Source organism: Pandoraea anapnoica (assembly GCF_902459765.1).
Lineage (GTDB): Bacteria > Pseudomonadota > Gammaproteobacteria > Burkholderiales > Burkholderiaceae > Pandoraea > Pandoraea anapnoica.
The window spans coordinates 13,235-32,866 of sequence record NZ_CABPSP010000012.1 but is presented as its reverse complement, the minus strand read 5'-3'; the positions used below and the strand labels follow the sequence as shown (position 1 = coordinate 32,866).

At 61.8% G+C, this 19,632-nt stretch carries 21 protein-coding genes and 2 tRNA genes; 14 read left to right on the top strand and 9 right to left on the bottom strand.

What is annotated here, in order from left to right; all coding sequences use genetic code 11:
- Window positions 1-124: 124 nt before the first annotated feature.
- Window positions 125-209, top strand: a tRNA-Leu gene (locus PAN31117_RS18810).
- A 226-nt stretch (window positions 210-435) separates the two neighbouring features.
- Here PAN31117_RS18810 and PAN31117_RS18805 read toward each other — a convergent pair.
- The gene (locus PAN31117_RS18805) at window positions 436-1,317 is read right to left on the bottom strand and encodes a LysR family transcriptional regulator (protein WP_150739549.1); all 882 of its coding nucleotides are present in this window, start codon (window positions 1,315-1,317) and stop codon (window positions 436-438) included.
- 98 nt (window positions 1,318-1,415) lie between these two features.
- On the opposite strand from PAN31117_RS18805, the gene PAN31117_RS18800 reads away from it, so the two are divergent.
- From PAN31117_RS18800 to PAN31117_RS18755, 10 genes are all read left to right on the top strand, one after another.
- Window positions 1,416-2,024 (top strand): short chain dehydrogenase, encoded by a 609-nt coding sequence (locus PAN31117_RS18800; RefSeq protein ID WP_150739548.1) that lies wholly within the window; start codon window positions 1,416-1,418, stop codon window positions 2,022-2,024.
- A 301-nt stretch (window positions 2,025-2,325) separates the two neighbouring features.
- Window positions 2,326-3,240 carry a LysR family transcriptional regulator gene (locus PAN31117_RS18795; protein ID WP_150577920.1) on the top strand — a complete coding sequence of 305 codons (915 nt, stop codon included), beginning with the start codon at window positions 2,326-2,328 and terminating at the stop codon, window positions 3,238-3,240.
- Between the two features lie 132 nt (window positions 3,241-3,372).
- Window positions 3,373-3,457 (top strand) — tRNA-Leu (locus tag PAN31117_RS18790).
- A 452-nt stretch (window positions 3,458-3,909) separates the two neighbouring features.
- The gene (locus PAN31117_RS18785) at window positions 3,910-4,929 is read left to right on the top strand and encodes an AraC family transcriptional regulator (RefSeq protein ID WP_246189168.1); all 1,020 of its coding nucleotides are present in this window, start codon (window positions 3,910-3,912) and stop codon (window positions 4,927-4,929) included.
- Between the two features lie 226 nt (window positions 4,930-5,155).
- Window positions 5,156-5,722 (top strand): carboxymuconolactone decarboxylase family protein, encoded by a 567-nt coding sequence (locus PAN31117_RS18780; RefSeq protein WP_150739547.1) that lies wholly within the window; start codon window positions 5,156-5,158, stop codon window positions 5,720-5,722.
- Window positions 5,719-6,870: an acyl-CoA dehydrogenase family protein gene (locus PAN31117_RS18775; protein WP_150739546.1), complete on the top strand. Its 1,152-nt coding sequence runs from the start codon at window positions 5,719-5,721 to the stop codon at window positions 6,868-6,870. The genes PAN31117_RS18780 and PAN31117_RS18775 overlap by 4 nt, the downstream gene beginning before the upstream one ends.
- On the top strand, window positions 6,867-7,754 hold the full coding sequence (locus PAN31117_RS18770; RefSeq protein WP_150739545.1) for an ABC transporter ATP-binding protein: 888 nt from the start codon (window positions 6,867-6,869) through the stop codon (window positions 7,752-7,754). Before PAN31117_RS18775 ends, PAN31117_RS18770 begins: the two co-directional genes overlap by 4 nt.
- A 27-nt stretch (window positions 7,755-7,781) precedes the next feature.
- Entirely contained in the window at window positions 7,782-8,966 is a 1,185-nt protein-coding gene (locus PAN31117_RS18765) for an ABC transporter substrate-binding protein (RefSeq protein WP_150577768.1), read from the top strand.
- Between the two features lie 88 nt (window positions 8,967-9,054).
- On the top strand, window positions 9,055-9,825 hold the full coding sequence (locus PAN31117_RS18760) for an ABC transporter permease (RefSeq protein WP_246189174.1): 771 nt from the start codon (window positions 9,055-9,057) through the stop codon (window positions 9,823-9,825).
- Window positions 9,826-9,964: 139 nt separating this feature from the next.
- Window positions 9,965-10,636, top strand: a complete 672-nt coding sequence (locus PAN31117_RS18755; protein WP_150739544.1) for a 16S rRNA pseudouridine(516) synthase — start codon at window positions 9,965-9,967, stop codon at window positions 10,634-10,636.
- A 124-nt stretch (window positions 10,637-10,760) separates the two neighbouring features.
- Here PAN31117_RS18755 and PAN31117_RS18750 read toward each other — a convergent pair whose 3' ends face one another.
- The 6 genes from PAN31117_RS18750 to PAN31117_RS18725 all read right to left on the bottom strand — a co-directional run bounded on the left by PAN31117_RS18750 (window position 10,761) and on the right by PAN31117_RS18725 (window position 15,863).
- Complete coding sequence (locus PAN31117_RS18750) at window positions 10,761-11,633, bottom strand: 23S rRNA (adenine(2030)-N(6))-methyltransferase RlmJ (protein WP_150577766.1); 873 nt, start codon at window positions 11,631-11,633, stop codon at window positions 10,761-10,763.
- Entirely contained in the window at window positions 11,633-12,295 is a 663-nt protein-coding gene (locus PAN31117_RS18745) for a DNA-3-methyladenine glycosylase I (protein WP_150739543.1), read from the bottom strand. Before PAN31117_RS18745 ends, PAN31117_RS18750 begins: the two co-directional genes overlap by 1 nt.
- 180 nt (window positions 12,296-12,475) lie before the next feature.
- Window positions 12,476-13,237 (bottom strand): SDR family NAD(P)-dependent oxidoreductase, encoded by a 762-nt coding sequence (locus PAN31117_RS18740; RefSeq protein ID WP_150739542.1) that lies wholly within the window; start codon window positions 13,235-13,237, stop codon window positions 12,476-12,478.
- Between the two features lie 173 nt (window positions 13,238-13,410).
- Entirely contained in the window at window positions 13,411-14,271 is an 861-nt protein-coding gene (locus tag PAN31117_RS18735) for a fumarylacetoacetate hydrolase family protein (RefSeq protein WP_150739541.1), read from the bottom strand.
- 19 nt (window positions 14,272-14,290) lie between these two features.
- On the bottom strand, window positions 14,291-15,046 hold the full coding sequence (locus PAN31117_RS18730) for an SDR family oxidoreductase (protein ID WP_150739540.1): 756 nt from the start codon (window positions 15,044-15,046) through the stop codon (window positions 14,291-14,293).
- A gap of 61 nt (window positions 15,047-15,107) precedes the next feature.
- Window positions 15,108-15,863: a FadR/GntR family transcriptional regulator gene (locus PAN31117_RS18725; protein ID WP_150739539.1), complete on the bottom strand. Its 756-nt coding sequence runs from the start codon at window positions 15,861-15,863 to the stop codon at window positions 15,108-15,110.
- 378 nt (window positions 15,864-16,241) lie between these two features.
- Here PAN31117_RS18725 and PAN31117_RS18720 point away from each other — a divergent pair, with 378 nt between their 5' ends.
- Window positions 16,242-17,324, top strand: a complete 1,083-nt coding sequence (locus tag PAN31117_RS18720) for a calcium:cation antiporter (protein ID WP_150739538.1) — start codon at window positions 16,242-16,244, stop codon at window positions 17,322-17,324.
- 67 nt (window positions 17,325-17,391) lie between these two features.
- On the opposite strand, the gene PAN31117_RS18715 is transcribed toward PAN31117_RS18720, so the two are convergent.
- Together PAN31117_RS18715 and PAN31117_RS18710 are read right to left on the bottom strand one after the other, a co-directional pair.
- A complete protein-coding gene (locus PAN31117_RS18715) occupies window positions 17,392-17,625 on the bottom strand; it encodes a hypothetical protein (RefSeq protein ID WP_150739537.1) in 234 nt (77 codons plus the stop codon).
- Between the two features lie 27 nt (window positions 17,626-17,652).
- On the bottom strand, window positions 17,653-17,907 hold the full coding sequence (locus PAN31117_RS18710; protein WP_150739536.1) for a hypothetical protein: 255 nt from the start codon (window positions 17,905-17,907) through the stop codon (window positions 17,653-17,655).
- Window positions 17,908-18,031: 124 nt separating this feature from the next.
- Between PAN31117_RS18710 and PAN31117_RS18705 the strand changes: the two genes are divergently transcribed.
- Window positions 18,032-18,745, top strand: a complete 714-nt coding sequence (locus PAN31117_RS18705; RefSeq protein WP_150659162.1) for a riboflavin synthase subunit alpha — start codon at window positions 18,032-18,034, stop codon at window positions 18,743-18,745.
- A 52-nt stretch (window positions 18,746-18,797) separates the two neighbouring features.
- Window positions 18,798-19,577, top strand: a complete 780-nt coding sequence (xth, locus tag PAN31117_RS18700) for an exodeoxyribonuclease III (RefSeq protein WP_150739535.1) — start codon at window positions 18,798-18,800, stop codon at window positions 19,575-19,577.
- The last annotated feature ends 55 nt before the right edge of the window (window positions 19,578-19,632 follow it).

Here is a 19,632-nt window from a genome sequence, read left to right as displayed (position 1 = left end):
GAGCGTGGGGGTCGAGGTGGGTGAGAGAAAGTAAATTTTTTTACGCGTAAGTGTTGACACTCCCGCGTCGCATCCGCATAATCTCACTTCTTCGCAGCGAGCAAGCAGTAAGCGAGCTGACGGGGCCCAGATGGCGGAATTGGTAGACGCACTAGTTTCAGGTACTAGCGGGTAACACCGTGGAGGTTCGAGTCCTCTTCTGGGCACCAAAAAAAATACAAAAAAGCCGATGATCGAAAGATCATCGGCTTTTTTCATGCTTGCCCAGAAAGCAATGTGCCAGTGCACATTGCGTGGGGACTCGAAAGGCATCGCTTGCAAGCGATGCCGGGGTCGCGGAACGTGACCGAGTCCTCTCGGCGCCGGGGGCGCCGTATGGGAATACAGCGACACTACCGAAGCAAGGCATTATCGACGGTTTTCCTCTCCAGCCCCCTACCCCACCACAACCTCTTTCAGCACATCCCGCAGCCAGATCCCCAGCGGATTCCCTGAGCGTTTGCGGTGCCATCCCAGGGCGGTGGCAAACGTCTCCGGCATCGAATCCAACTGCAGCCGAGTCAACTGAAACGCATCGGCGATGGCTGAAGGCACAAACGCGACCACGTCATTAAATTCAAGAAACGGCTTAAGTGAGGTGTAGCAAGCGAGCGTTGCGACGGGAGGGATCAGTGCGTGATGCGCGGCAAGAAACTGCGAGACTGCATCCTGCGAATAACTTGCACTGTCAGCGAAATCCACCCGAGGAAACATTGCGACATCGGCAACATTACGAAGCCCGCCCACAATCCCGGACCTTTCCCCGACCACGCAACAGTACCGTTCCTCCGCGAGAGCATTCCGCGCTAGCGAATCATCAAAAAACTTAGCAAACCCAACGGCAATATCCGCATCCCCGCGCTCAAGTTGTTCCGCGTGGGTCTCCCGACAAAAATCCATCACACGCACTGAAACCCTCGGCGCCCCCTCCCGGATCTTCGCGATAAACCTCGGCAGTACTGAAAGTTGCGCGTATTCATTCGCAACAATCCCAACACTTCTCTCCAGCGCTGCCGGATCGAAATCCGCCAGCACCACGTCGTCCACATCCGAAAGAATCCGCTCAAACTTCCGCGCAATATCCAACGCGAAGTCCGTAGGCTCAATCCCAGTACTATGCCGAACGAAGATCTCATGCGGCAGCGCCTCTCGAAGCCTTTTCAAATACCCGCTAATCGCCTGCTGCGACAATCCCATTTCTGCGGCAACTCTGGAAGCACTTCTTTCGCGCACCAGCCGCAAGAAAACGCGCATATGTTTGAGATCGATACTGTGCACAACGAGTCCTTGTAACGGATACAACCCGCACTTGATTTACGTGGGTGTCTGCCATTTCTAACATGCCACCTCATCTTCAAAAAACGAGGTAAGCAGAAATGAAAACTGTCATCGTCATAGGCGCCAGCGGCAAAATCGGTCAGGCGGCGATGAAGGGGCTCGCGAATCATCGGGTGATCACGGCCAGCCGTTCTGGCGAGGGTTGCGATTATCGCGTCGACGCGACGGACAAGGCATCGTTGCGTGCTCTGTTCGAATCGGTGGGCAAATTCGATGCGGTGGTGAGTGCCGCGGGGCATTGCGAATATGCGCCGTTCGTGTCGATGACCGATGAGCAATGGGAGGCCACCATTCAAGGCAAGCTAATCGGCCAGATGAACATCGTAAAAGTCGGTCTCGACCATATCGAAGACGGCGGTTCGTTCACCTTGATTTCGGGCATTTTGAACGTCAAGCCGATGCCTCAGGGTATTGCGGACGCCACGACGAGCGGCGCGATCGATACGTTCGTGAAATGTGTCGCGTACGAATTACCGCGTGGCATTCGCATTAACGCCGTCAATCCGACGGTCATCGAAGAAGCCTGGTCGGTTTATGGCGAGATGATGCCGGGTTATCAGCCGGTGCCCGGTGCTCTGGTTGGCAAGGCGTTCGAGCGATGCGTCGACAGCTTCATCACGGGACAGGTCATTTTCGTGGACGCTTAATCCGTCGTCCATTCCGCGTTAAAAAACAAGGGCGATTCCCAGCGGATCGCCCTTTCTGCGTGCCTGAATCCCACTGATCGACGACATACACATCCGCGGTGCTGCAGACCGAAACACCCGAGCCAATGCGTAGTGAGAATGTGTAGCGTTTCCGTCACGACGGCTATGGCGTCGTTCCAGAGCATAGGGAAATCTGTAGAATTTACCTCATAAAAAATTGAATATTGTTCAACGGACACTTAATTCGTTGAGCTTGTCGGGTGTTTTTGGTTTTTGTTGCTTGATACTTGTTGGGAAATACATGCCTGCCTTCACTCGCGGCGAGCTTGCCGATTTGAACGTGTTTGTCACCATCTGCCGCCGGCAGAGTTTCCGGGAGGCCGCCACTGAGTTAGGCGTGACGACCTCTGCCTTGAGTCATGCGATGCGCAATCTTGAGGCGCGTCTGGGCGTGAAGTTATTGAACCGCACGAGTCGTTCCGTGTCGCCGACGGCGGCGGGATCCGCATTGGCGAAGGAATTGGAGCAGGGCCTTGAGCAGATCGCATCGGCGATTGGTGCGTTGGACCGATATCGTGCGTCGCCGGCGGGGCGGTTGCGGCTGAACGTGCCACGCGATGCGGCCCGATTGTTGCTGGACCCTATCCTGCCCCGCTTTGTCGCGTCTTATCCGGACATCGAGCTGGATGTCACGGTGGATGACCGGATGCTGGACATTGTGGCGGAGGGGTTCGATGCGGGGATGCGCTACGGCGACACGGTGCCTGGCGACATGATTGCGACACCGTTGACGCCGGCGCTGAAGTGGATCGTGGTGGGTTCACCGGCGTACATTGCGCGTCATGGCCGACCGAAGGTGCCGCAGGACTTGATGTCACACAATTGCATCCGGATGCGACTGGGTGATAACACGTTGTACAAGTGGGAGTTGGGCAATGGGTCGACGGCGGTGGAATTGGACGTGCCGGGGGCATTGAGCATCAACGAGAGTGACGGCGTAATTGCAGCGGCCGTGGGTGGCTTGGGTTTGGGATATGTGTTGGAGCGCAACGTGGCGGCCGAGTTGGCGAATGGCACGTTGGAGGCGGTGTTAACGGAATGGGCGGTAGATGGACCGCCGTTGTCGATGTATTACCCGAGTCGGCGTCAGACATTGCCGGGGTTACGGCATCTGATCGACATGATTCGTGCGGAGCATATGGGGCGTGCGGCTTGAGGTTTCTGGGGGTGTTGTGGGGGGTGCGTGAAAGTTTTTTGAATTTTTTGGCCCCCAGATATTGACAGTATGTAACGCCCTCGGCATAATCTCATTTCTTCGCAGCGAGCAAGCAGTAAGCGAGCTGACGGGGCCCAGATGGCGGAATTGGTAGACGCACTAGTTTCAGGTACTAGCGGGTAACACCGTGGAGGTTCGAGTCCTCTTCTGGGCACCAAAAAAATACAAAAAAAGCCGATGATCGAAAGATCATCGGCTTTTTTCATGCTTGCCCAGAAAGCAATGTGCCAGTGCACATTGCGTGGGGACTCGAAAGGCATCGCTTGCGAGCGATGCCGGGGTCGCGGAACGTGACCGAGTCCTCTCGGCGCCGGGGGCGCCGTATGGGAATACAGCGACACTACCGAAGCAAGGCCTTATCGAAGGTTTTAGGCAAGGCTTCCGCTCAGCTGGAAGCAAAGCCCTACTGCCGGTTTGCGTTTTCTCTGGCGCATCCAATCCCCAGCCTTCCGCCCGCCCCACCGCCCCAGCCCACCATCCCCATTCCCACCTCAGTAATAAGCATCCAACGAAAAAATAGTTGTCTGCGGGAATGTCGGTGGGGACGATGATTGTTTTGCCGGGGAAGGCATAACGGCGTGGAAGGGCTTGAGGGGGGTGGAGCAAGTTATGTTGCGAGATGCGATGGGGGCGAACGATTCCGACCGGGTCGCTGATTGGTTGTTGGCGGGGTTGGAGTTGAAGAGCACGCTATTCCACGTGGGCGAATACTGTGGTGTTTATCAGGCGTCGACGGGAGGGCATCAGCGGGCGAGCTTCCATGTGGTGTTGGATGGAGGGTGTTATTTGCACGTAGGTGCCGACGGGGGTCGCGAGGCAAGCACGACCGAATTGAGCGCTGGGGATGCTGTGTTCCTGCTTTCGGACGTCCCGCACGCGCTGACGCCATCTCCGATGCCCCCGGCGGACCTGACCGCCAGATTGGGCAAGATGACACCGCTGCCGGCCGAGCCTCACGCAAGCGCGGCGACCACTCAAGCCGCAAAACCCTCCGTCGCCCTCGCCTGCGGCTTTTTCGAGTTCCGCACCGATCTCGACTCGCTGGTACTTGGCTTACTACCGAACCCGATCATTGCGCGTCACGCGAGCGGTCGGCTCGACGGTATGACGCAGGTTTTCGCTTTACTCCAGGCTGAAGCGCGCCGCCCCGGCGAGACGCCCTCTCCACTACTCGCCCGCCTCACCGACCTGCTTTTCTACTACGCATTACGCGAAGCCGTACATGCGCAAGATGTCGCCCCGGGGATGTGGCGTCTGATGCGCCGCGACGCCTTCGGTCGACTGGCGGCGGCGATCATCGAGTCTCCGGGCGAGCGTTGGACGACGGATAGCATGGCGGACTTCGTGAATATGTCGCGCGCGCGGTTCTGCAAGCAATTTGCGGAGGTTGGCGGACAACCACCGGCACACTTCGTGACACTAGTCCGAATGAAGACGGCGGCTGCGTTGCTGCGCGCGGGCGTCTCTCTGCCGGAGGCGGCCGAGCAAGTCGGCTACCAGTCGGAGTCGGCCTTTGCGCAGGCTTTCAAACGCGTGACTGGAATCCAGCCGGGGGCGTGGCGTCGTCAGGTGGCCAGCGCAGGCGCTCAGCCTGTTGCACCCGCCTTGGCCACGTACCCGGTGCACTAACGCCAGCGAAGGGCATCACCGGCAAACACTCGCCCCCATGGCTTTGCGTGCAATGGCTTACCCACCATCTCATCCGGGACAAGCGTATTCTTCGAGACCGCTTCCCCTCCTACCTCGGAATTTTCCGTCCCCCGATGAGACGAATCCGCAGAATTTCCAGACGGGCGCGCATTGAGCAAGCGCCCGGCCTTGCGCACAATGGAGGCTCGACTGTAAGGAGCCCGATATGAGCCGACTGCCATTGCACACTGTTGAGACCGCCCCGGAGGCGAGCCGTCCGTTTTTGGAGAAGTCACTGGCGGCGAATGGTTTCCTGCCGAACCTGGTGGCGTCGCTGGCGAACGCACCGACGGCGCTCGAAACGTATCTGACGGTGGGCGCGATCAACGGCCGCGCGAGCCTGACACTGGCCGAGCGCGAGGTCGTACAGATCACGGCGGCCGGGATTCACGGCTGCGGCTTTTGCGTAGCCGGTCATACGGCTGTGGCGCTGAAGAAGGCGCAACTTCCCGAAGCCCTCGTGAATGAAATCCGCGATCAGGCCAAACTCTCCGATGCCCGCCTCGACGCTGTTGCTAATTTCACGCGCGCCGTGATCGCCACCCGCGGCGCGGTGTCGGATCCCGAATTCACCGCTTTCAAATCAGCGGGATTCGACGATGCCGCAGCCCTCGAAGTGGTGCTTGGCGTCTCGCTCGCCACGCTATGCAACTTCGCGAACAACCTTTCGCAAAACGAACTGAACCCGCAACTGGCGGCTTATCGCTGGGAACCGAAGGTGCAGGCGGCATGAGCACCGTCGCCAGCCAGCGGGGTCTCGCCGCGCGCGCACCAGCACTCGCAACATGGCTCGACGCTCACGCGGAGACGCTCGACACGGACGCCACGCTTTGCGGTGAAGTGGTGCCGCAGCTCGCCAGCGCCGGATTACTGCGCGTTGGCGTGCCGGTTGAGCTGGGCGGCACCGGAGGCACGATCGGCGATGCGATCGACAGCGTTGCCGACGTTGCCGCGCATTCGTTCGCGGCGGCCTTCGTCCTTTGGGGACAACGCACGTTCATCGAGTATTTGCTGCAAAGCCCGAATCAGGCGTTGCGCGATCGTCTGCTGCCTGCCTTGCTCAGCGGCGAACTGGCTGGCGCGACCGGCCTGTCGAATGCGATGAAATACCTGTCGGCTATCGAGCCATTGCAAATCCGGGCGACCGACGTGCCTACCGCATCCTCGTCTGGCGTAGGTGGCGGCGACATATCGTCGTGGCGAGTGAACGGCGGCTTGCCGTGGGTCACGAACCTCCGCAAGCAGGGCTTCGTTGCCGCTGCGGCCGTCGACCACGAGGCGGGCGGTCCGCCGTCGATCTTCGCCATCGCGCACAACGCGCCGGGCGTGCATCGCAGCGACGATCTCGATCTGATCGGTCTGCGCGGCACCAACACCGCCGCACTTCAGATGACCGACACGCCGCTGAGCGATGACGACCGTATCACCGACAACGCGCCGGCGTGGCTCGTGCGCGTGCGCCCGGCCTTCTTGGGGCTGCAATGCGGCATGTCGCTGGGCCTTGCGCAGCGTAGCCTCGACGCCACAAACGAAGGCGGCCCGGCAGCCCGTGCTGCGGTGGCGGACGACGTGGCCGCGCTGACCGATCAGCTCGCGTCCCTCACGACGCGCCTGAAATCGGGCGTCCTGCAAGGCGAATTTGTCGACACGCCAGCGAGCCTGTTCAAACTGCGCATCTCGCTCGCGGAACTTGTTCACGACGCCGCCACGCTGGAAGTGCAGACTGGGGGCGGACGCGGTTATCTGCGCGGACTCTCGGGCGTCGCCCGACGTCAGCGCGAGGCCGCTTTCGTGCCTATCGTGACGCCGAGTCTCGTGCAACTGAAGAACCAACTGGCGGCGCAACGCGCACAGCAACTCAAGACCGGAACGGTTACATGACCCAACCCACGGCGACGCAACGCGCGCGCGCATCCGCACCCGAGCACGCACATTTCGCCGCAGCGCGCGAGGACACCTCGCGCGCATCGCCATTCCTGACGCTTCGCAACATCGGCGTGTCCTACGGCGAACGGGCAATCCTTCGCGGCGTCGACCTCTCGGTCGCGCCGGGCGAACTCGTCTCCGTTCTTGGCCCGAGCGGCTCAGGCAAATCCACGCTCTTGCGCATTGCCGCCGGGCTGCTTGCACCGAGCGACGGCACCGTCGATGTGGATGGCACACCGCTCACGGGCCCGCGCCCCGATGTGGCCCTCGCCTTTCAGGACCCCTGTCTGCTGCCCTGGCTGTCGGTGGAGCGCAACGTGGCGTTTGGCCTGACGTTCGCGCGCCAGCCCGCACTCTCGCGTGAGGCGCGGCGCACGCGCATCGACGCCGCGCTGACCGAAGTCGGCTTGTCCCATGCGCATCATCTGCATCCTCGCCAGCTTTCCGGCGGCATGGCGCAGCGGGTGGCACTCGCGCGCTGTCTCGCGCGTCAGCCGCGCGCGCTGCTCCTCGACGAGCCGTTTGGCGCACTTGACGAAGTCACACGTGCCGACATGCAGCGCCTGCTGGTGACCGTGGTGCGCGACACCGGGGCGGCGACGGTCCTTGTCACGCACGATATCGACGAGGCCTTGCTCGTCTCCGACCGGATCGTGTTGCTCAGCAATCAGGGGCGCACGCTCGCGCAATGGCAAATCGACGTGCCCTCGCCGCGCGAAGCCCAGGTGCAGGCGCTCGGTGCGTTGCGCATCGAAATTCTGCAAGCGCTGCAACTTGCGATGTCCCGCGATACGACATCCGCTCACGCAGCACTTCACACCACACCTCACACACGTTAAGCACCCACCTTCGGGGATTCTCAAACCATGTGCCAAATTTCCCGCCGCGAATGGCTCAAGCTCGCTTCGATGATGACCGTCGCAGGGGCGGCCCCGTTGCTCGCCTCGGCCGCCGCGCGTGCCGCCGCCGAGCCGGACGCACCGTTGCGTATCGGCTATCTGCCGATTACCGACGCCACGCCGCTGCTCGTCGCGCATAACAACGGCTACTTCGAACAAGCTGGCATCAAGGCGGAAAAGCCGACGTTGTTGCGCAGTTGGGCACAACTGATCGAAGCGTTTCTATCGGGACAGGTCAACGTCGTTCACCTGCTCTCGCCAATGACGGTCTGGGCGCGGTACGGCAGTCAGGCGCAGGCCAAGGTCGTGGCATGGAATCACGTCAACGGCAGCGCAATTACTGTGGCCAACGACATCAACAAGATTGGCGATCTGGGCGGCAAAACTTTTGCTGTGCCGTTCTGGTACTCGATTCATAACGTGGTGCTGCAAGGATTACTTGCCGCGAACGGCTTGACGCCCGTGCTCAAGAAGAGCGGAGCACCCGCCGCCAACGAGGTCAATCTGATCGTGATGGCGCCGTCGGACATGCCGCCCGCCCTCGCCGCAAAACAGATCGCGGGCTATATCGTCGCCGAGCCGTTCAATGCGGCGGCTGAGAACCTCAAGGTCGGCAAAGTGCTGCGATTTACCGGAGACGTCTGGAAGAACCACGCGTGCTGTGTCGTGACGATGCACGAGCGTGACCTGACCTCGCGCCCGGAATGGTCGCAGAAGGTCGTCGACGCTATCGTCAAAGCGCAGGCCTGGACGCGCGAGCACCCCGCAGATGCGGCTCGCCTGCTGTCCAAGGAAGGTCAGAACCGCTACACGCCGCACCCGTTCCAGGTGTTGCAGCGCGTGCTGGCGCCGGACGCTTCCGAGCAGGGCCGCTATCTCGCCGACAAGGCCATCGTGCATGCCGACTGGCACGAGAAGCGTATCGACTTCCAGCCTTACCCCTATCCGAGCTACACGGAGGCGCTTGTGCGTCACATGCAGAAGACGCAGGTCGAAGGGAATGCTCAGTTCCTCGCAAAGCTCGACCCGTCGTTTGTCGCACGCGATCTCGTCGACGACCGCTTCGTGAAAAAGAGCATTGCCGCCGCCGGTGGCATGAAGGCCTTCGGTCTGCCGGACGGTTTCACCCGTCAGGAGGTGATCGTTGTCTGATCTCGCGTCCAGCCGCGTGCAGCAGCCGGTCGGGGCGGTGGACGCTGCCTCCGGCACCGCAAACCCCTCCCCATCGAACTTAGGCACGGTGACGCCCCGCCCTGCGCGCCGCGCGTGGCTCGGCCTGGCGGGGCTCGCAGGCATCGTGCTGATCTGGTGGCTGGGAATTTCGCTATTCACGACGCCCGGCTCTCTCGCGTCGCAGTTCTCACCTGCGGCCGCCCTGAACGCGCTGCCCGACCTGATCCGAGACGAGCAGCTTGGCCTGCACATCCTCGCCAGCTTGCGACGTATTGCGGTCGGGCTAGCGTGGGCCGTTGTGCTGGGCGTACCGCTGGGCTTTCTGATCGGGCGCGTGCGCTGGCTGGACAAGGCACTCACGCCATCGTTGCAGTTCCTGCGTATGGTGTCGCCGCTGTCGTGGATGCCGATTGCCGTCATGTCGCTCGGCGTGGGCGACCCTGCCGTGTATTTTCTGCTGGCCTTCGCCGCCCTGTGGCCACTGGTGATGAGCACGGCCGCAGGCGTGACACATATCGATCGGCGCTGGGTACAACTCGGCGAAAGTCTGGCGGCGACCCGCTGGGAAATGCTCTGGCACGTCTATGTGCCCGGCATCGCAGCGCATGTTCTCACGGGCGTGCGGCTGGCCATCGGCATCTTGTGGATCGTACTGGTGCCCGCAGAAATGTTGGGCGTGAATGCAGGTCTGGGGTATCTCATTCTCGATACGCGCGACCGCCTGGCCTACTCGGAACTGACGGCGGTGATTCTGGTGATCGGTGTGCTTGGCTTCGTGCTCGATTGGGCGGCACGCTTCATCTACCGGCGCTTCAGCGGCGCGATGCAAGACGAGTAAGCACGGTAAGCACGAACGGGCCCAACGGGCATATACGCGGACAGGCCGTTACAATAGCTGCCTGAATCCAGATGCCTGACGGAGACGCATCATCGAGCTAGATCGTTTACTGCAATCGCAGGGCTTCGGCAGTCGCAAGATGTGCCGCAAGCTCATTCAATCCGGTGCTTTCGCCATCGACGGCGTTGTGCACGACAATTTCCGTGAGTCGGTGGACCCGAAAGGCCTTCAGTTCACGCTGGACGGCGAGTTCTGGGACTACCGCGAGCATGTCTACATTCTGCTCAATAAGCCTGAAGGTTTCGAGTGCTCCACGAGCCCGACGCATCACGAGGGCGTGCATTCGCTGTTGCCGCTCCCGCTCGCCGTGCGTGGCGTGCAACCGGCCGGCCGTCTCGATCAGGACACCACCGGCATGCTGCTGCTCTCCGACGACGGCCCCTTCCTGCACGCCATGATGTCGCCACGCCGCCACGTACCCAAACGGTATGTCGCGACGACAAAGCACCCCGTAACGGAAGAAATGTTGCAGGCGCTGCGCGACGGCGTGCTGTTGCGCGACGAGACCGAGCCGCTCGCTGCAACGGATGTCATGAGCCCTTCCTCCCACGAAATCGCACTCACGATCACGCAAGGGAAATACCATCAGGTCAAGCGGATGGTGGCTGCCGCAGGCAATCGCGTGGAAGGTTTGGTGAGAACAGCCATTGGCGGCTTGCCGATGGGCACTCTGGAACTCGGTGAATGGCGTTATCTGTCGCCGGACGAATTGCTGTCGTTACCGTACGAGATTCCGCTGTCCGCCAAGTGATCGGATTCGGGGATGCGAAACATCCCCTCATCACGCCCAATCATAAAAACGAAACGCCCAACGCCAGTATTCATACCAGCGTTGGGCGTTTCCGTTCGGGTTCGCCGATATTCGCGCGATCGCCTCAGCTCTGCTTACCTTCCAACAGGAACTGCGCGCCCTTGTCCTGACCGAGCGCCTTGACGAGATACGGCATCGTCGTCTTGAGCGTGTCTTGCAGCATGTACGGCGGGTTCACGATAAACATGCCGCTGCCGTGCAGGCCCATCCCCCCCGGCACTGGATTGCAGACCGTCAGTGCAACGTGCAACCAGTTCTTGATCGGCTTCTCGTCGATCGTCAGCCGCTTCATACGCTCCGGCAATTGCGCAGCTTCGCGACGTTGCACGAGCGGATACCACACGGCGTACATGCCGGTCGGGAAGCGGTCGAGCCCTTCCTGCACCGTCTGCGTGGTGCGCGTGTAATCGCGCTTGTCCTCATAGGACGGGTCGATGAGCGTGAACCCCCGGCGCGGTGCCGGCGGCAGAATCGTCTTGAGGCCAGCGAAACCGTCGGCACCGAAAATCATCGTGCGACGTGCGACCGCACGCCCCTGCGCTTCGAAGTTCTCGCGCAGCACTTCCTGTTCGGTCGGATGCGCCTCGAACAACCGCAGACGGTCGCGATCCCCCAGCAGTTGCAGCGCAAAATACGGCGAGCCGGGGTAGTAGCTCAGCTTGCCATCTGGATTGAACTCACGGACCAGCGCAACGTAATCCGCCAGTGCGGGCGGCAGATCGTTACGCGTCCACAGACGGCCGATACCCGTCTCGTACTCGCCCGTCTTGTCGGCCCACTTGCCGTCGAGCGCATAGCCGCCCGCGCCGGCGTGCGTGTCGATATACCAGAACGCCGTGTCTTTCTGGCGCATGTAATCGATGCATTCAACGGCGATGAAGTGTTTCAGTACGTCGGCATGGTTGCCGGCGTGGAAGGCGTGGCGATAGCTAAACATTAGGCAGATCCTGATTCGTCAGGCGCGATTGTAGCCGACGACGCCCCTGCCCGGCGTTTCCGGGCCGATGCGCCGCTGTTTTTGGCCTCGTTGACCGCAAGCGTCTTCACCGCTTTATGACGCGGGCACGCAACCAGATGGTCGTTCACCATCCCGGCGGCCTGCATGAACGAATAGCAGATGGTGGATCCCACGAACGTGAATCCTGCCTTCTTCAGCGCACGACTCATGGCGTCAGACACGGCGGACGTTGCCGGGACTTCGCTAAGAGACGTCCAGCGGTTTTGCAACGTCTCACCGCCCACGAACTGCCAGACGAAGTCGGCGAAACGCGTCCCCGATGCCTCCATCGCCAGATACGCCCTGGCCCCTTTGATAACACCATTGACCTTCAGGCGATTGCGCACGATGCCGGGATCGGCCATCAGCCGTGCTTCGTCCTCCGGTCCGTACTTCGCAATACGCGCCGGGTCGAAATTGTCAAAAGCCTTGCGATAGGTATCGCGCTTCTTGAGGATCGTGGACCACGACAACCCGGCCTGCGCCCCTTCGAGCATCAGCAATTCGAACAACTCGCGGGAGTCGCGCAGCGGCACACCCCATTCCTGATCGTGATACTGACGATATTGCTCGAAGCCTTCACTCCACGGACAGCGTTCCATTTGCCCCTCGATAGTTGTTCTCGCGCCTCCGTGTGACCGAGGCATGCGGACGAATGGGGCAAGTGTGCCAGCAATTACCGAAGAAGCGAACCCGCAACCGCTTATTCCGCGCGAAATTGGGCCACGAGGCAATGCCGATGCGGAACTTTCCGAGTCTCCGACATCGGCCACCCCTGCGTGTTACAGCATCAGCTGCCCCCCATTGACCTCGATGATCTGGCCGGTCACATAGCTCGCCAGCGTCTCCGAAGCGAGATACAGGAACGCCCCCGAACACTCGTCGGGCTCGCCAAGGCGTCCCATGGGAATGCTCTGACGAAAGGCGTCGATCTGCGCCTGCGTGCTGAACTGTTCGTGGAACGGCGTCATGATCACGCCCGGCGAGACGGCATTCACACGAATACGGTCGGGCATCAACTCTTTGGCCATACCTCGCGTGAGCGTGCTCACGAAGCCTTTCGCCGCTGCGTAAATCAGCGCGCCGGGGCCACCGCCGTGACGCGCCGCAATCGACGTCACGTTGATGATCGCACCGCCGCCCTGCTTGCGCATTGCGGGCACCACAGCGCGCGAGAATGCGACGACGGAGCGTGCATTGACGTTGAGGACGTCGTCGAAATAGGCGTCCGTCACTTCCGTGAACGGCGTACGTTTGACGAGACTGCCCGCGTTATTGATCAGTACGTCGATACGGCCAAAGCCGTCGAGCACGTGTGCGACTGCAGCATCGATGGCACCGGTGTCCTGCACGTCGGCCGCGACCGTCATGGCTTTCACGCCATGCGCGCGCACCGCTCCCGCCACTGCCTCCGCCTTGTCGGCCGAGCGGTTGTAGTGCACCGCCACGTGTGCGCCCTGCGCGGCGAACGCCGTCGCCGCTGCCGCACCGATGCCGGTACTCGCGCCCGTGATCAGCACGAACTTGCCTTTCAAATCTTGCATGATGAATCGCTCCGAAGAATGTCGTCGATGGGCTGCGCCTGACGTGGCAAAGCCGCGCGCGGCAGCACGATCGGTGCGCCCGGCGTCGTTCGCGATGTCAGCGGGAGGCAACTCGCGCCGCCGTCCGTGCCTATCAACTTACTGGATGGATGTGAAAAGCATCGGACACGCGCTCAGTCGAGCAAGCGTGCGTCGTACGCGTGCACTTGCTGCGTCTGCTCGCCCAGCCCGTCGATGCCCAGTCGCATGACGTCGCCCGGCTTCAGGAAGACCGGCGGCTTCTGACCGAGGCCCACGCCCGGGGGCGTGCCCGTCGTCACGAGATCGCCCGGCTTGAGCGTAGTGAACTGGCTGAGGTAATGCACCAGATAGGCCACGCTGAAAATCATGGTCGACGTATTACCCGTCTGGCGGCGAACACCGTTGAGATCGAGCCACAGGCCGAGTTGCTGCGGGTCGCGGATTTCGTCGGTCGTCACCAGCCACGGGCCCACCGGACCGAAGGTGTCGAAACCCTTGCCCTTGTCCCATGTGCCGCCGCGCTCGATCTGGTATTCGCGCTCGGAGACATCGTTGACCACGCAATACCCGGCGACATAATCGAGCGCACGCTCCAGCGGCACGTAACGCGCTGTCGTGCCGATCACGAAACCCAGCTCGACTTCCCAGTCGCCCTTGACCGAGTCCTTGGGCAGCACCACGGGGTCGTTCGGTCCCGTCAGGCAGTTGTCCCACTTGGTGAAGAGCACCGGCTCCGACGGCACGGCCAGCCCCGACTCCGCCGCGTGATCGCTGTAGTTCAGGCCGACGGCGAGAAACTTACCCAGCCCTGAGAACGGCACGCCCAACCGGCCCGGCGACGCCACCACTGGCAACGCCTTCACATCGAGCGCCCGCAGCGCCGCTAGCCCCTGCGGGCTCAGCGTTTGCGGCGTAATGTCGGCCATCGCGCCGGAGAGATCACGCACCTGGCCGTCCGTATCTAGCAGGCCCGGCTTTTCCTGGCCCTTCGGGCCGTAACGCAGCAGTTTCAAAGCAAATCTCCTTGCGAAATCAGTTGGACCAGCCGCCGTCGATCACGTGGATGGCGCCGGTGGTGAACGAGGATTCGTCGGAACCCAGATAGACGGCGAGCGCCGCAATTTCGTCGGGCGTTCCCACACGCCCCATCGGCTGACGCGCCACGAACTGCTCGCGCACCGCCGTCAGACTCATGCCCGCAGTGTCTGCCTGCGTGGCGATGCGCTGACGCAGCGACGGCGACTCGACCGTGCCCGGGCAGATCGCGTTGCAGCGGATGCCGCGCGCGACGAAATCGGCCGCGACCGACTTCGTCAGCCCGATCACGGCCGCCTTGCTCGTGCCGTAGACACAACGATTGGCCACCCCCTTTACGCTGGACGCCGCCGACGACATGTTGATGATTGCCCCGCCGCCTGCGGCCAGCATCGCGGGCAGGAACGCCCGCGTGGTGCGGTACATGCTCTTCACGTTCAGGTCAAACGAGAAGTCCCACGCAGCTTCGTCGCACTCGAGAATCGAGCCGTGATGCACGAAGCCGGCGCAGTTGAAAAGCACGTCGATCGCGCCGAGTTCATTCGCAAGCGTGGTCACGGCCGCGCCATCGGTCACGTCGAGTGCTCGCCGCGTGAGGTTCGGGTGATCGTTGAGTTGCGCCAGCCCGTCTGCGTTCAGATCGGTGGCAATCACGCGCGCGCCTTCACGCAAATAGGCTTCGACGCACGCGCGTCCAATGCCTTGTGCCGCAGCAGTAATGACGGCGGTTTTGCCCGTCAGTCGGCCAGTCATGAGTGTCTCCTCGTGAGCCTGTGGGTCGTTGGGGATTTACGGAAGTGCCGGGTGAGCCGACTTAGAGGTTCGTGGCAGCGTGCGCGGCTACAGCGGCGTCTTCGTCATTTGCAGTCACGGCGGACGTGGCGGACGCAGCATAGGCGTCGCGCACGCGGCACAGATGCTGGCGCATCGCCTGCGCGGCCCGCTCAGGGTCTCGCGCCTCCAGCGCGTCGAGAATGTGGCGATGATCCTGCAAACTGCGTTCGAGCACGCCATCGACTTGCGACGTCACACGGCGGCTCTTTTTGCCCAGCAGGTAGAGACTGTTCGCGATGCTTTGCAGGAACGGGTTCTCACAGGCGTCGATGATGGTCTCGTGGAAGGCCATATCGGCCGCCGAGAACGTTTCGGGATTGCCCAGCAGCGCCTGTTCGTCATCGACGAGCGCATGCAGACGTGCGATGTCCTCGTCGCTGATGTGCGTGGCCGCCAGCGCGGCGACGCCGGGCTCGATAACCAGACGCGCGTCGAACAGGGATTCCAGCGTGCCAGCGTTAAGCTCGATGACCATCTCCAGCGGTTCGAGCAACTCCCGCATTTCGAGCGAACCGACGAACGTCCCCTCGCCTTGCCGGACGCGCAGCAACCCAAGCAGCGCCAGCCCGCGAATCGCCTCTCTCACGGCCGGGCGTCCGACGCCCAGCATGCTGGCGAGGTCGCGCTCGGGCGGCAGTTGCTGACCGGGCTTGAGCAGCCCGGTGCGAATCATCGTGAGCAAGCGCTGCGCGACCTGCTCCGAGACGGAAACCTGCACGATGGGATCGAATGACATAATGCCGTTCAGTGGTAAGACCAATGAACGGCATGTTGCGCCTGTCACCTATCGCGTGTCAACGCAAAATTTCGCATACCCCATCGACGACATCGCAGGCTTTCGATTTTTGACCAAGTCATCGGAATTTATCGAGAGTTTCCGACTCGGAGTCAAACAGGCGATCGCGCAAGATCGTTTGTTCATGCGGATCTCCGTAAATTTTCATCGCGAGATTGCACTGCGTCGCAAGTCAACGCCTTCTTGTTGTCTGGGTGTCACTTTTCTGCGACCATGATCTGTCGCCCCGAGGTTCTCATCGGGGCAATGTTCCCGCCGTCGCTTGATCTGCCGTACCCCTGGCTGCACCCGTTCCCCGAAATTCTGGAGTCTCCGACGATGTCCTCCTCAAAGACCGCCAAGCTGGGCCACTGGACGATGTACATGCCAATCGTGGCCCTCATTGCCCTCGGCGTTGCCGCGTTTTTGCCGAACGCTGCGGCGCTCACCCTATGTGCAGCCGCGCTCGCCGGGGCCGTGTTCTCGGCCGTGCACCATGCCGAGACCGTCGCCCACAAGGTCGGCGAGCCGTTCGGTACGCTGGTTCTTGCCGTGGCCGTGACCATCATCGAAGTAGCGCTGATCGTCTCCGTCATGCTCTCCAGCGGACCTGACAAAGCGGGGCTGGCACGCGACACCGTGTTTGCCGCCATCATGATCGTCTCGACGGGGATCGTCGGCTTATGCCTGCTGTTCGGCGGGGTGCGTCACCACACGCAGGGCTTTCATGTGGAGGGCGCGAGCGCCGCGCTCGCCGTGCTGTGCGCGCTGTCGGTGCTCACGCTGGTCCTGCCGAACTACACGAATTCCGTGATCGGTCCGGGCCTCACGGCGTCGCAACTGGCGTTCGAAGGCGTGATTTCGCTGGTGCTTTATATGGTGTTTGTGTTCGTGCAGACGGTGAGCCATCGCGATTACTTCCTCGCGAAAGCGCCGAGCGAAGAAGTCCACGTGCCGCCGCCCTCGCGTCGTACGGCAGTGTTGAGTCTCGGCTTGCTGGTCGTGGCGCTGGTGGCCGTGGTGGGACTGGCGAAAAAGCTCTCGCCCGCCGTGGAACAAGCGGTGGCGACGGCAGGGGCGCCGAAGGCAGTGGTGGGGATTGTGATTGCTGCGCTGGTGCTGCTGCCCGAAGGGCTGGCCGCGCTGCGCGCCGCTCGCGCCAACAAGCTCCAGACGAGTCTGAATCTGGCACTCGGTTCAGCACTGGCCAGTATCGGCCTGACAATTCCGACGGTGGCTGCGGTGTCGCTGTTGCTCGATCAGCAGATCGAACTTGGCCTCGCGCCGAAAGAGACGGTGCTGCTCGCCGTCACGCTGTTGGTCAGCGTGCTCACGCTTGGCACCGGACGCACGACCGTGCTGCAAGGTGCCGTCCACCTGGTGCTGTTCGCGGCGTTCCTGTTCCTGGCGATCGTGCCGTGATGCGTTGATGCGTTCGTGCCTGAAGCGTTGGCGCGTTAGCCCACCAGCGCTTCAGTACTCCAGCCCTTCAAGCCTTGGACGCCTTCTTATCCGCCGTAACGGCGTCATCCTTGACGTCATTGGCGTCAGCCGACTCCATCGCATCCGACGGCGCGCCGAGCAACGCGCCCAGCAACTTGCTGCCCCCGCCACCGCGCTTGCCCTGTGCGCCCACGCCCTTGCCCGTCGGCGGGCCGCGACGCACACCGGCGTCGATCTTCAGGCCGCGACGCTTCTGAATCTCAAATTTAGTCTGTGTCATGGTGTTGTCCGCGTGATGTCCGTTACTTCAAGGATCGATGCCCAGGTCGCCCTCGGCCGCCAGTGTCTTGGCCAGCGCATGCGCGGCTTCCAGCGCGTCGCTTGCCCAGCGGTAGGCGTCGGGCGTGGCGTGGGTGAGCGGCGGATCGAGCGATTCGATGACGTCGTCCACGTCTCGCCATCCTGTAAAGTGCACCACCCCGTAGAACTGTCCTTCCGGCGCGGGCGACGTCTCCGCCCAGTAATAAAAGTCTTCCGCCAGCAGGCAGCCTTCGAAACCCATAGCGATCTGTCGAGATCCCGTGAAAAGGCGGCATCGTAGCACGACGCATGACGAGCGGCATACCGTCGCTACGCAGTAGAATACTGCGGCATAGCAACCCACGACTCTTTATACCGACATCACGATGTTCACCGGAATTGTTCAAGGCACGGCCACACTGTCGTCCATCGAAGATCGCGACGGCATGCGCACGCTCGAACTGGCGTTTCCCGAAGGCTTCTGCGAAGACCTGACCCTCGGCGCCAGCGTCTCGGTCGACGGCTGCTGTCTGACGGTCACGCAACTGCTCTCCCCCACCGCCGCATCGTTCGACGTCATTCTCCAAAGTCTGAACGTGACGACCCTCGGCAGCTTCGGCGCGGGCGCACAAGTCAATGTGGAGCGCGCGGCCAAGGATGGTGCGGAAATCGGCGGCCATCCGCTCTCGGGCCACATCGACTTCTCGACCGAAATCCTCAGTGTGCGTACCTCGGATACAAACCGCGTGCTGCGCATCGCGATTCCCGAAGCGTTCCGCAAGTATGTCTTCGCCAAGGGCTATATCGCGATCAACGGCGCGAGCCTGACGGTCTCGGAAGTGAACCGGCAGGAAGGTTGGTTCGAGGTGTGGCTGATTCCGGAAACGCGCCGCATGACGACATTCGAGGACAAGGGCGCCGGTTCGCGCGTAAATATCGAAATCGAACGTAGCACGCAGGTGGTCGTCGATACGGTCCGCGAAGCGGTGCAGGAAAGCCTCGGCCGCCTGCAACCGGTGCTCGAAGCCTTGCTCAAGGAAAAGGGGCTCTCGCTCGACGACTTTGTCGCGGTGCCGAAGCTGCCCGCCGACAAGGCATAAGACGGCATAAGGGATAAGACCCGAGCCCTGCGCTCACTTTCAAAGGACTTTCATGCAACTCGCCACCTGGAACGTCAACTCGCTCAAGGTCCGTCTGGGACATGTGCAGGACTGGCTGCGCAGCAACCCTGTCGACGTCCTCTGCCTTCAGGAATTGAAGCTCACCGACGAGAACTTTCCAATTACGGAACTTGCCGCGCTCGGCTACACGTCACACTTCACCGGACAGAAGACGTATAACGGCGTTGCGCTGCTGGTCAATCACGCCAAGGTCGGGGAAGCGACCGACCTCGTCAAGAACCTGCCGAATTTTCCCGATGAACAGCAACGGCTGATTACGGCAACCATTGGCGGCGTGCGAGTCGTCTGCGGCTACTTCCCGAACGGCCAGTCGCTCGACTCCGACAAGTTCGTCTACAAGCTCAACTGGCTCGACGCCCTCACCCACTGGCTGTCCGACGAATTGCAGCGTCACCCGAAGCTCGCGCTGCTCGGCGATTACAACATCGCGCCGGAGGACCGCGACGTGCACGATCCGGCGAAATGGGAAGGCTGCAACCTGGTGTCGCCTCAGGAGCGCCAGGCGTTCGCGCGCCTGCAAGGGCTCGGTTTGCGCGACACTTTCCGTATGTTCGAGCAGCCGGAAAAGACGTTCAGTTGGTGGGATTACCGGATGGGCGCGTTCCGACGCAACGCCGGACTGCGCATCGATCACGTGCTCGCCTCCGCCGCACTGGCCGAGTGCTGCACCGGCTGCGAGATCGATCGCGTGCCGCGCACCTGGGAACAGCCGTCTGACCACACGCCGGTCGTCGCCACGTTTAAGGACTGACGCAGCGCTGGCAGCGATGAAAAACGGCACCCGTGGGTGCCGTTTTTCTTAGCGC